The organism is Paraburkholderia sp. SIMBA_053, assembly GCF_046534895.1.
In the GTDB taxonomy this organism is placed as follows: domain Bacteria; phylum Pseudomonadota; class Gammaproteobacteria; order Burkholderiales; family Burkholderiaceae; genus Paraburkholderia; species Paraburkholderia caledonica.
Window position 1 is genome coordinate 219,691 of the sequence record NZ_JAWRXU010000004.1, and the last position, 12,229, is coordinate 231,919.

Consider the following 12,229-nt stretch of genomic DNA (forward strand, 5'->3'; position numbering starts at 1 on the left):
GGCGCGGCGCCTCTCGCCGCGCGAAAAAAAAAACGGCACGCTTTTGCGTGCCGTTTTTGCGTTTAGATTCCACCCACGCACATGTACTTGATGACCACGTAGTCATCGATGCCATAGTGCGAGCCTTCGCGCCCCAAGCCCGACTGCTTGACGCCGCCGAACGGCGCGACTTCGTTCGAGATAAGTCCCGTATTTATGCCGACCATGCCGTACTCCAACGCTTCGGCGACACGCCAGACGCGTCCGATGTCTCGGCTATAGAAATACGACGCGAGGCCGAACTCGGTGTCGTTCGCAAGCGCGATGACTTCCTCGTCGGATGAAAACCGGAACAGCGGCGCAAGCGGACCGAAGGTTTCGTCGCGCGCCACTTTCATGTCGGGCGTGACATCCGCGAGTATGGTCGGCTCGAAGAAGCCGTGACCGAGCGCATGACGCTTGCCGCCCGTCACGACGCGCGCGCCTTTGGCGAGCGCGTCTTCGATATGCGACTCCACCTTGAGCACCGCCGCCTCATTGATCAGCGGACCCTGCGTGACACCTGCCTCGGTGCCGCGGCCCACGGTCAGTTGCTCGACGGCGGCGCGCAGCTTCGCGGCGAACGCGTCGTACACCTTGTCGTGCACGTAGAAGCGGTTCGTGCAAACGCAGGTCTGGCCGCTATTCCGATATTTCGATGCAATCGCGCCGGCCACGGCGGCGTCGAGATCCGCGTCGTCAAAAACGATGAACGGCGCGTTGCCGCCCAGTTCGAGCGACACCTTTTTTACCGTTGGCGCACACTGCGCCATCAGCAGACGGCCAACGGGCGTCGAGCCGGTAAACGACAGCTTGCGCACGATCGGATTGCCGGTCATTTCCGCGCCGATCGCTTTCGGCTCGCCCGTCACCACGTTGAACACGCCGCGCGGTACACCTGCGCGTTCGGCCAGCACGGCGAGCGCGAGCGCGGAAAGCGGCGTCGCTTCCGCCGGCTTGACGATGATCGGGCAGCCCGCTGCGAGCGCCGGACCGACTTTGCGCGTGATCATGGCGGCCGGGAAATTCCACGGCGTGATGGCCGCGCAAACGCCGACGGGTTCCTTCGTCACGACAATGCGCTTGTCGTTTGCGGGAGTCGGAATGGTGTCGCCGTTCACGCGCTTGCCTTCTTCCGCGAACCATTCGAGGAACGAGGCGGCGTACTGGATTTCGCCCTTTGCCTCGGCAAGCGGCTTGCCTTGCTCGGTGGTGAGAATGAGCGCGAGGTCGTCGGCGTTCTCCAGCATCAGGTCATGCCATTTGCGCAGGATCACCGCGCGCTGTTTGGCGGTGCTCGCGCGCCATGCGGGCCATGCGGCGTTGGCGGCGTCGATGGCGCGGCGCGTTTCCGCGGTGCCCATGCGCGGCACCGTCGCGACGACTTCGCCGGTTGCGGGATTCACAACTTCGAAGGTAGAGCCGTCGTCGGCGCCTTGCCATTCGCCCGCGAGATAGGCGTGGGACTTCAGCAGAGCCGGGTCTTTGAGAGTGAGCGTGGTCATTGGGCGTTTCCTCAAGCTGCGACAGCTACGCTGTCCTTGATGACGTCTTCGAGAATCGCCAGCGCTTCGTCAAAGACCGTGTCCTCGATCGTCAGCGGGAACAGGAAGCGCACCACGTTCGAATAGACGCCGCACACGAGCAGCAGCAAGCCGCGTTCGAGCGCGCGTGTTTGCACGCGTTTCGTGAATTCTGCGTCGGGTTCCGTGCTGCCAGGTTTGCAGAACTCGACGGCCACCATGCCGCCGGGGCCGCGAACGTCGGCGATTTGCGGCGCCTCGTTTTGCAGCGCGATCAGCTTCGCCTTGACGCGGTCGCCGAGGATCGTGGCGCGCTCGCACAGCTTCTCTTCGTCAATGATGTCGAGTACCGCAAGCGCGGCGGCCACCGCCAGCGGGTTGCCCGCGTAGGTGCCGCCGAGCCCGCCGGGCGCCGCCGCATCCATGACGTCGGCGCGGCCAATCACGCCCGACAGCGGCATGCCGCCCGCGAGACTCTTGGCAACCGTCATCAGATCGGGCACCACGTCGTAGTGATGCATTGCGAACAGCTTGCCGGTGCGGGCAAAGCCGGTTTGCACTTCATCGGCTATCAGCAGAATGCCGTGCTCGTTGCAGAGCTTGCGCAGCGCGCGCACGAACTCAGCCGGCGCGGGATAGAACCCGCCTTCACCCTGAACCGGTTCGAAGATGATCGCGGCCACCCGTTTTGGATCGATGTCGGCCTTGAAGAGGAATTCGATCGCCTTCAGCGAATCGGCCGTGCTCACGCCATGCAGCGGATTGGGGAACGGAGCGTGGAATACGTCGGACGGGAACGGACCGAAGCCCGCCTTGTACGGCGCGACCTTGCCGGTCAGCGCCATGCCCATCAGCGTGCGGCCGTGAAAGCCGCCGGTGAAGGCGATGACGCCCGGACGGCCGGTCGCGGCGCGTGCAATCTTGATCGCGTTTTCAACAGCTTCCGCGCCGGTCGTGAAAAACGCGGTCTTTTTCGGATGATCGCCAGGCGCGCGCTCGTTGAGCTTTTCCGCGAGTTCCACATACGACGCATACGGCACGATCTGATACGCCGTGTGCGTGAAACGGTCCAGCTGGTCGCGAATGGCGGCGACGATCTTTGGATGACGATGGCCGGTATTGCACACTGCGATTCCCGCAGCGAAGTCGATGAAGCGGCGACCCTCCACATCCCATAGTTCCGCGTTCTGCGCACGCTCTGCATAGAAATCGCACATCACGCCGACGCCGCGCGGCGTGGCGGCATCCTTGCGGCTCTTCAGTTCTGCGTTCTTCGGGTTCATCGCGTGGCTCCTCTGTGTCGGCGGACGCCGCGCGTCGCGCGGCACATGGAGCGACTATAGTTAGATTTGGCTCTTAGCTTCAGAGCCATTTAAATGAAAACGGTGGAGCCAATTGGGGGCGCTGAGGAGAAGGGCGGCGCCTGCGTGAGCACGCCAGGCGAAGTTCGAGATTGAGAATTGCGGTTCCGAAGCGGCAACTTGTCAGCGCAAGGCCGCTGGCCGCGCCGCCAGCATCAAATCCGGATCAGCACCGCACCCAACGTCACCAGTGCACATGCAACGATGCGCCGCGCAGTGAGCTTTTCCCGCATGAAAAGCCAGCCGATCAACACCGCGAAGATCGAGCTCAACTCGCGTAGCGCGGAGACCATCGCAATGGGCAGATAACGGTACGCCTCGATGATCAGGCAATACGCGACGAGCGCGAGCGCGCCGGACGCCATGCCCTTGAGCACCACCGAGCGGCCGATGAAAAGCCCTTTGGCGCCGCCGCGCCAATGCCATGCGAGCAGAAACTGCGGCACGTTCCAGATCAGATAGACCCACATGATGTAGCTAAGGCCATTGCCTGCGACGCGCGCGCCGATTCCGTCGACGACCGAATACGTCGCGATGAAAAATCCCGTCAACAGCGCGAACGGCACGCTCTCGCCGGAGAAGCGCATGCCGCGGCGAAACGCGAGCGAGACAATCCCGATCGACACCAGCGCGACGCCTATCGCGGCGAGCGGTTTGAGCGATTCATGCGCGAACACCAGTGCGCCGACGAAGACGAGCATCGGCGACAGACCGCGCGCAATCGGATAGATCTGCCCGAAGTCGCCGCTTCGATAGGCGCGGATCAACGCCAGCAGATAGCCGAACTCCAGGACCACCGACGCAAAGATATACGGCCACGCGGCGGGCGCCGGCAACGGCAGGACGATCACACCGACCGCGCTGACGGCGATGTACGGAATCGCCATCATGCCGAGCAGCCACACACGGTCTTCGGACAGATGCAGGAAGGCGTTCCACGTGGCGTGCAGGAGCGCCGACAGCAGGACCAGCAAGACGACAAGGGTTTCCATCGAAGGTCAGGACAGGGCTGGGTTGGCTGGCCTGACTGCCGGCCGCAAGCCCGTGATTATTCCAGCAGAAGACGCAAAGGGACGAGTGGACGACCAAAAAGGAGGGGCTTTATGGGGAAAAAGGAGGCGATTTGTGGCGATCCGGATGACGTCATGATGACGTCCATGCGACGTTAATATGACGCGCGTATGTCAGCATTTCCCGGCTGCGCAACCGTCACGCATCCCGACCTTCGGCCAGGCTATATTGCTTCATTCGCCGTGCCGTCCCCGACACCCAGCACTCCTCGCGACGCCCCCATGCAGCCTTTGAGCTTCCTTCCCGACAGCTTCGCCGAGTACGAAGATCTCAAGGCGATCCTCGATCAGGGCAGTGCGAGCTTTGCGATCCGCACGCTCTGCGAGACGACCGTACGTGGCCGGCGTTTCGGCGTGCATACCGCGAGCATCGGTTCGACCGATCCGCGCGCGCCGGCCATCGGCTTCTTCGGCGGCATTCATGGGCTCGAGCGAATCGGCTCGCAACTCGTGCTCGATTACATGCGCGCGCTGCTTGCGCGGCTCGAATGGGACGAACTGCTGGTCCGGCAACTTCAGTCGATTCGCCTTATCTTCGTGCCGATCGTCAATCCGGGCGGCATGTGGGCGGCCACGCGAGCCAATCCGAACGGCGTCGACCTGATGCGCAACGCGCCGCAAAACGCGGACGAGCGCGTGCCGCTGCTGGCGGGCGGCCAGCGCGTCGGCGCGTGGCTGCCGTGGTATCGCGGACGCCGCGGCGCCCCGATGGAAGCCGAGGCCGCCGCGCTGCTGCAGGTAGTCGAAACGGAACTGGCCGCGCGGCCCTTGAGCATCGCGCTCGATTGCCATTCGGGTTACGGCTGGAACGACAGCATCTGGTTTCCGTATGCGCGCACGCGCAAGCTGATGCCGCATCTGCCGGAAATGTACGTGCTGAAAACCATGTTCGAGCGTTCGCATCCGCATCATGGCTATACGTTCGAGCCGCAGAGTCATCAATATCTGCTGCACGGCGATCTGTGGGACTTCGCGTACGACCGCGCGCCCGCACCCAACGTCTTTCTGCCGATGACGCTCGAACTCGGTTCGTGGCTCTGGATCAAGAAGAACCCGCGGCAATTGTTCTCGCGTCAGGGGATCTTCAATCCGGTGAAGGCGCATCGCACGGCGCGTGTTTTGCGGCGCCACGCGAACCTGCTCGATTTTCTGGCGCGCGCCGTTTTTTCGGCGCAGCGCTGGCTGCCGCAAGGCAATCGCCGCGAGCAATTGCTGCAAAGCGCGATCGATCACTGGTACAGACCGGACAGCGCATGAGCACGTGGATCTTGCTGCGCGGACTGACACGCGAGACACGTCACTGGGGCCGTTTGCCCGATGTGTTACGTGAAGCCGCGGGCGCTTCGGGCGTGAGCTTGATCGACTTGCCGGGCAACGGCGAATTTGCACACTTGCGCGCGCCAGCGACCGTCGCCGGAATGGTCGACTTCGTGCGCATTGCTGCTGTGCAAGGAGGGGCGAACGGCACGAGCACGGTCGGCGCCGATCCAACGGATATATCCACGCGCGGCCCATTCAACGTGCTGGCGATGTCGCTCGGCGGCATGGTCGCGACTGCCTGGGCGCAACGGTACCCCGACGAAATCGGGCGCCTTGTGTTGATCAACACGAGCATGCGTCCGTTCAGCCGCGTACACGAACGCCTGCGTCCGTCCGCATGGCCGGGTCTTTTGACAATCGCCATGCATTGGAACGACGCGGTGCGCGCTGAGTCCGCCATTCATCGATTGACGTGCAACAACGTCGATACCCTTGAAGCCGATCTGCAATCATGGAGCATGATTCGCCGCAGCGCGCCGGTGAGCCGCGGCAATGCGTTGCGCCAGTTATCGGCGGCGGCGCGCTTTACCGCAGGCGCGGCCAAACCGGCTTGTCCGCTGCTGATTCTGTCTTCGCATGAAGACCGGCTCGTCGATCCGGTTTGCTCCGCGAAGCTGGCCGCAGCGTGGGGCGCGCGTCATCGCGAACATGCATGGGCAGGCCACGACCTGCCGCACGACGATCCCGCGTGGGTCGGCGAACAGGTGAGTGCATGGCTTGCGCACGAAGCCGCCGAAGCGGACCACGTACGGCAAATGGCGATTGCGCGCTTGCAGCATAAGGCTGGGCAGCGGGTATAACCTAAGTCGGTGCATGGGTCGCATTGCGGCATGCAGGCGCATAATCCTTGTTCAGACGATGCATGCGATCCGGGCGATACCCGCCACTGCCGACAGCCGGGGAGTTCATCATGCAAGCAAAGAACGAAGAAGCCGTCACGCACTTGCTGAACGATGTCGTCGAGTTTGCACGAGCGCGCTTGCCCGAGCCGACGTTTCACATCGTCGAGCCCTTTCTGCGGCACTACTACGATTTCGTCGACGTCGACGATCTGCAAAGCCGCTCCATTCCCGATCTGTACGGTGCCGCGCTCGCGCACTGGCAGACCGCGCAGCGCTTTGTGCCCGGCAGGGAAAGGCTGCGCGTCTACAACCCGATTCTCGAGCAGCATGGCTGGCACTCCGATCACACGGTAATAGAAATCGTCAACGACGACATGCCGTTTCTGGTCGACTCTGTTTCGATGGCGGTCAATCGGCAAGGGCTCGCGCTGCATTCGGTCGTGCATCCGGTGTTTCGCATCTGGCGCGGGCCCGACGGCGACATCGCGCGTGTGACGCAGGGCTCGGAAGAAGCTGCCGACACGCGCTCGCAATTGGCTTCGTTCATTCACTTCGAAGTCGACCGTTGCGGCGACGCGGCGAAACTGGACGCGCTGCGCGACGACATCGCGAAAGTGCTGCGCGACGTGCGCGCCGCGGTTGAAGACTGGCCGAAGATAGTGGAACTCGCACGCGTCACGATCAAGGCCATGAAAGTCGGCGAGAGCGGGCCGGATACGATGGAAGCGCGCGCGTTTCTCGAATGGATGGTCGCCGACCATTTCACCTTTCTCGGCCACCGCGATTACGAACTCGTGCAGCAGGGCACGGGCTACGGACTGCGCGCGGTGCCCGGCTCGGGCCTCGGCATCATGCGCGATGAGCTGCGTGCAACGGATGGCGCCGCAGCATCGCCAGAGGTGACGGTATTACCGCCGGCCGCTGCCGAAATCATTTCGAGCGCCTCGCCGATTTTTCTGACCAAGGCCAATTCGCGGGCAACGGTGCATCGGCCCGGCTACCTGGATTACGTAGGCATCAAACTGGCCGGTGCTGACGGCAAGGTGGTCGGCGAGCGGCGCTTCATCGGCCTCTATACGTCGACCGCGTATTTTGTGTCGGCGGCCGAGATTCCGATCGTTCGGCGCAAGTGCGCGAACATCGTGAGGCGCGCCGGATTCTTGCCGAAAGGTCATCTGGCGAAATCGCTCGTGACGGTGCTGGAAACGTATCCGCGCGACGAACTGTTTCAGGCCGACGAGAACCAGCTCTACGATATCGCGCTCGGCGTGCTCCGTTTGCAGGAGCATCAGCGCACGCGCCTGTTTGTGCGGCGCGACCGCTTCGACCGCTTCGTGTCGTGTCTCGTGTTCGTGCCGCGTGACAAGTACAACACCGATTTGCGGCAACGTATCGCCAATCTGCTTACTGAAGCATTCAACGGAGCGAGCGTCGAGTTCACGCCGCTGCTTTCCGAATCCACGCTCGCGCGCATTCACTTCGTCGTGCATGCAAAACCGGGCGGCATGCCCGATGTCGATACGCGCGAACTCGAAGCACGTCTCGTGCAGGTGTCGCGCCGCTGGCAGGACGATCTCGCCGATGCGCTGCTCGACGCGTTCGGTGAAGAGCAGGGCAATCGTCTGCTGCAGCACTACGCGGATTCGTTTCCGCCGGGCTATCGCGACGACTATGCCGCGCGCACGGCGGTGCGCGACATCGAACTGATCGAGCGCGTGCAGGGTAGCGAGCGCCTCGCGATGAACCTGTATCGCCCAATCGAAGCCGGGCCGCGCGCATTCCGCTTCAAGGTCTATCGAGCGGGAATGCCGATCGCGTTGTCGCGCAGTTTGCCGATGCTCGAACACCTGGGCGTGCGTGTCGATGAAGAGCGGCCGTATCTGATCGAAGCGCTGGACGCGACACCTGCGTGGATTCACGACTTCGGGCTCGAAGTGGTCGACGACGCCGAGTTCGATATCGAGCGCGTGAAGGATCTTTTCGAAGATGCGTTCGAGCAGGTGTGGACCGGCGCGATAGAAAGCGACGACTTCAACCGCCTCGTTCTACGTGCGCAATTGAGCGCGCGCGAAGTGACGATACTGCGTGCGTACGCGAAGTATCTGCGTCAGGTGGGCTCGACTTTCAGCGATGCGTATATCGAGCGCGCGGTGACCGGCAATCCCGCGATTGCGCGCATGCTGGTCGAACTCTTCATTGCGCGCTTCGACCCGTCATTGGCCGGCACACGTGAGACGCGCGTGGAGAATTTGCTGAAGACGATCGACAGCGCGCTCGACCAGGTGCCCAATCTCGACGAGGATCGGATACTGCGGCAGTTTCTCGGCGTCATCAAAGCCACGCAGCGCACCAACTATTACGTCTTCGATGCTGACGGAAAGCCGAAGCCGTATCTATCGTTCAAGTTCAATCCGGCGCAGGTGCCCGGCTTGCCGGAGCCCAAGCCGATGTTCGAGATATGGGTCTACTCGCCGCGCGTCGAAGGCGTGCATTTGCGCGGTGGACGGGTGGCGCGCGGCGGCTTGCGCTGGTCGGACCGTCGCGAGGATTTCCGCACTGAAGTGCTGGGTCTGATGAAGGCGCAAATGGTGAAGAGCGTCGTGATCGTGCCGGTCGGCTCGAAAGGCGGCTTCGTCGTGAAGAACCCGCCGCCGCAATCGGAACGCGATGCATGGATGCGCGAAGGCATTGCGTGCTATCAAACGTTCCTGCGCGGTTTGCTCGATCTGACCGACAATCTCGCGGGCACGACGGTCGTGCCGCCGCGCGACGTAGTGCGGCACGACCCCGACGATCCGTATCTGGTGGTCGCCGCGGACAAAGGCACGGCCACGTTTTCCGACTACGCGAACGCGATCTCGCAGGAATACGGTTTCTGGCTCGACGACGCGTTTGCGTCGGGCGGCTCGGTCGGCTACGACCACAAGAAGATGGCGATCACGGCGCGCGGCGCCTGGGAGTCCGTTAAGCGGCATTTCCGCGAAATGGGCGTCGATACGCAGACGATGGACTTCACGGTGGTCGGTATCGGCGATATGTCCGGCGACGTGTTCGGCAATGGCATGCTGTTGTCGCCGCATATCAGGCTCGTGGCCGCGTTCGATCATCGGCATATTTTCCTGGACCCGAATCCCGATCCGGCAGCCAGTATTGCCGAGCGCGGACGTCTCTTTCTTCTCGATCGATCGAGTTGGGCCGACTACGACCCTTCGCTGATTTCAGCGGGCGGCGGCGTGTTTCCGCGCACGGCCAAGACCATTGCCCTTTCGCCGGCCGTGCAATCGGTACTCGGCATCAGCGCAGCGGCGCTCTCGCCGGCCGAACTGATGCGCGCGATTCTGCAAGCGCCCGTCGATCTGCTCTACAACGGCGGCATAGGCACTTATGTGAAAGCCTCACGCGAAACGCATCTGCAGGTTGGCGACCGCGCGAACGATGCGATCCGGGTGAACGGCGCGGACTTGCGCTGCAAGGTCGTAGCCGAAGGCGGCAACCTGGGGCTCACGCAACTCGGCCGTATTGAGTTCGCGCAGCGCGGCGGCCGCATCAATACCGATGCAATAGACAACTCGGCAGGTGTCGACTGTTCCGACCATGAAGTCAACATCAAGATTCTGCTGGGACTCGTGGTGGCCGACGGCGAGATGACCGCCAAGCAACGCAACGCGTTGCTTGCGGAAATGACCGACGAAGTCGGCCTGCTGGTGTTGACGGACAACTATTACCAGACTCAGGCGCTCTCGATTGCAGGCCGTTATGGTGTCGAACTGCTCGACGCTGAAACGCGCCTCATGCGCTATCTGGAACGCGCCGGCCGCCTGAACCGCGCGATCGAGTTTCTGCCGAACGACGAAGAAGTGGCTGAGCGGCAGGCCGCGAAACAAGGGCTCACCACGCCGGAGCGCGCGGTGCTGCTCGCGTACAGCAAGATGTGGCTGTACGACGCGCTACTCGATTCTTCGGTGCCCGAAGACCCGCTCGTCAGCGACATGTTGATCGAATATTTTCCGAGGCCTTTGCGCCAGCGCTTCAGTGAGCCGATGCAGCGTCATCCTCTGCGCCGCGAAATCCTTGCGACTCATCTAACCAACGCGTTGGTGAACCGCGTGGGCTGCGAGTTCGTGCATCGGCTGATGGAGGAAACCGATGCGCAACCCGGCGACATCGTGCGGGCCTGCATCATGGCTCGCGATGTGTTCGATCTCGACGATGTGTGGCGCAGCATCGACGCGCTGGATAACCGCGTCGCCGACGACGTGCAGGCTCGTATGTTCGTCGAGGTCGCGCGGCTCGTCGAACGATCGGCGTTGTGGTTCCTGCGGCATCTGTCATCGCCGGGCGTGAACAGCGACGACGTGACCGGTCTGCTCGCGCGTTGCCGCGACGCCGCGCAGCGTCTCGCGCCGCAATGGCCTGCTTTGCTGCCGGCTGCAGATCTCGAAGCGCTATCCGACCGCCAGCGTGTGCTGGTCGACGCCGGCGTTGATAGTGAACTCGCAGTGCGCATTGCGAGCGGCGAGATTTCAGCGGCGCTGCTCGACATCGCAGAAGTAGCGTCCACGTGCGAGCGCAAGCTCGAACTCGTGGCGGGTGTGTACTTCGCGCTCGGCACGCTGCTCAACTACAACTGGATCAGCGAACGCGCGGCTGCGCTGCCCGCGCCGTCGCACTGGGACATGCTGGCGCGCGCGTCCGCATTGGCCGAACTTGCGCGACTCAAACGCGCGCTCACGATGAGCGCGCTTGCCGGCGCCGACGATGCGGCCACGCCGGAGGCACTCGTTCAGGCGTGGCGCGACAAGCGCGCCACGCAGCTCGAGCGTTATGCGCGCCTGCTTGCCGACCTGAGGGCCACTGGCGGAGCGAGCCTGTCGATGCTGCTGGTGATTGTTCGGGAAATGGCTGCGCTCGAGAGGGCATGAGCATTGCGTGGAGGAAGCGGTAAAGAAAGGCTCGCCAAAGGTCCACGCACGCGGTGCGCATAGCACCGCGGTTGGACGCACGCTGCCCGGCATGTCCATAATACGGATTCCCGGCAAGTGAAAGCCTTTTGAAAATAAACTAACGCCCTCCACGACGATGAAAGAAGAATCGCCGAAAGCCATTATTTATGCGCTTGCCGCCAACTTTGGCATTGCCGTCTGCAAGTTCGCCGCTGCGTCGTTCACCGGCTCCGGTTCGATGTTCGCCGAAGCTATTCACTCCACCGCCGACTGCGGTAATCAACTGCTGCTGCTTTTCGGCCTGCGCCAGGCGCGCCGGCCCGCAAGCCCTTTGCATCCGATGGGCGGCGGGCGCGAGATCAACTTTTATTCGCTGCTGGTCGCGCTGCTGCTGTTCTTTGTCGGCGGCGCGTTTTCAGTGTACGAAGGCGTGCATCGCCTGGTCGCGCGGGAGCCACTGCAGTATGCGTATGTCGCGCTCGTAGTGCTCGGCGTCTCCGTGGTGCTGGAGGCGTTCTCGCTGTGGGGCGCGATGAAGGAGATCCGCAAGGTGCACCCCGAGAAATCGCTTTGGCGTTGGTTCCGGGAAACGCGCGAGTCCGAGTTGCTGGTGGTCGCGGGCGAGGATATTGCCGCGCTGGCCGGCCTGGGAATGGCCTTCGTGGCCGTGCTGCTCACTTTGGTGACCGGCAATCCTGTCTATGACGCGCTGGGTTCCATCGCCGTTGGTTTGCTGCTGATGGTGATTGCCGGCCTCGTGGCGCGCGAGGTGAAGTCAATGATCGTCGGCGAATCGGCAAGCCCTGAAGTGCGCCGCGCAATCGAGGCGCATCTTCGTGCACGTGGTGAGATTCGCAGCATCATCAACATGATTACCCTGCAATGGGGACGCCATGTGGTGGTCGCCGTGCAGGCTGAGATGATTGACTACGCGAGCGGCCGCGCGCTGGTCGACGCGATCAACGTGATCGAGGCAGATCTGCAGGCCGCATTTCCGCAGGTGCGCTGGGTATTTTTTGAACCGGACGTGCCGCGCGTCTAACCGTGCTTTTTCCGCATACGTGACTCGCGCAGGGCTTTGCGCGAGTTACGCAAACGACACTTCATGTAGTGGAAAATAATTTCTTCGCATCTATACTTCTTTCGGCTTGA

The 12,229-nt window shown here is 62.8% G+C and carries 7 protein-coding genes; 4 read left to right on the forward strand and 3 right to left on the reverse strand.

The annotated features are described in order from the left end of the window. Positions 1–62 precede the first annotated feature (62 nt). The 3 genes from gabD to SB753_RS16075 form a co-directional block, all read right to left on the reverse strand. On the reverse strand, positions 63–1,523 hold the full coding sequence (gene gabD / locus SB753_RS16065; protein ID WP_087753879.1) for an NADP-dependent succinate-semialdehyde dehydrogenase: 1,461 nt from the start codon (positions 1,521–1,523) through the stop codon (positions 63–65). A gap of 11 nt (positions 1,524–1,534) precedes the next feature. Then, positions 1,535–2,824: a 4-aminobutyrate--2-oxoglutarate transaminase gene (locus SB753_RS16070; protein ID WP_204522994.1), complete on the reverse strand. Its 1,290-nt coding sequence runs from the start codon at positions 2,822–2,824 to the stop codon at positions 1,535–1,537. Positions 2,825–3,057: 233 nt separating this feature from the next. Beyond that, the gene (locus SB753_RS16075) at positions 3,058–3,894 is read right to left on the reverse strand and encodes a DMT family transporter (RefSeq protein ID WP_020068219.1); all 837 of its coding nucleotides are present in this window, start codon (positions 3,892–3,894) and stop codon (positions 3,058–3,060) included. Between the two features lie 300 nt (positions 3,895–4,194). Here SB753_RS16075 and SB753_RS16080 point away from each other — a divergent pair, with 300 nt between their 5' ends. The 4 genes from SB753_RS16080 (at position 4,195) to SB753_RS16095 (ending at position 12,119) form a co-directional block, all read left to right on the forward strand. Further along, positions 4,195–5,229, forward strand: coding sequence for a M14 family zinc carboxypeptidase (locus tag SB753_RS16080; protein WP_408129927.1), 1,035 nt, complete (start codon positions 4,195–4,197; stop codon positions 5,227–5,229). After that, positions 5,226–6,092, forward strand: coding sequence for an alpha/beta fold hydrolase (locus SB753_RS16085; RefSeq protein WP_408485722.1), 867 nt, complete (start codon positions 5,226–5,228; stop codon positions 6,090–6,092). Before SB753_RS16080 ends, SB753_RS16085 begins: the two co-directional genes overlap by 4 nt. A gap of 110 nt (positions 6,093–6,202) precedes the next feature. After that, the gene (locus SB753_RS16090) at positions 6,203–11,056 is read left to right on the forward strand and encodes an NAD-glutamate dehydrogenase (RefSeq protein WP_410800690.1); all 4,854 of its coding nucleotides are present in this window, start codon (positions 6,203–6,205) and stop codon (positions 11,054–11,056) included. A gap of 157 nt (positions 11,057–11,213) precedes the next feature. After that, positions 11,214–12,119 (forward strand): cation diffusion facilitator family transporter, encoded by a 906-nt coding sequence (locus tag SB753_RS16095; RefSeq protein WP_088173348.1) that lies wholly within the window; start codon positions 11,214–11,216, stop codon positions 12,117–12,119. Positions 12,120–12,229 lie beyond the last annotated feature (110 nt).

Excerpts from the sequence above, each read along its gene's own strand:
- SB753_RS16080 (WP_408129927.1), top strand. The coding sequence starts at position 4,195 with ATGCAGCCTTTGAGCTTCCTTCCCGACAGCTTCGCCGAGTACGAAGAT.
- SB753_RS16095 (WP_088173348.1), top strand. The coding sequence starts at position 11,214 with ATGAAAGAAGAATCGCCGAAAGCCATTATTTATGCGCTTGCCGCCAAC.
- SB753_RS16085 (WP_408485722.1), top strand. The coding sequence starts at position 5,226 with ATGAGCACGTGGATCTTGCTGCGCGGACTGACACGCGAGACACGTCAC.
- SB753_RS16070 (WP_204522994.1), bottom strand. The coding sequence starts at position 2,824 with ATGAACCCGAAGAACGCAGAACTGAAGAGCCGCAAGGATGCCGCCACG.
- SB753_RS16090 (WP_410800690.1), top strand. The coding sequence starts at position 6,203 with ATGCAAGCAAAGAACGAAGAAGCCGTCACGCACTTGCTGAACGATGTC.
- SB753_RS16075 (WP_020068219.1), bottom strand. The coding sequence starts at position 3,894 with ATGGAAACCCTTGTCGTCTTGCTGGTCCTGCTGTCGGCGCTCCTGCAC.
- gabD (WP_087753879.1), bottom strand. The coding sequence starts at position 1,523 with ATGACCACGCTCACTCTCAAAGACCCGGCTCTGCTGAAGTCCCACGCC.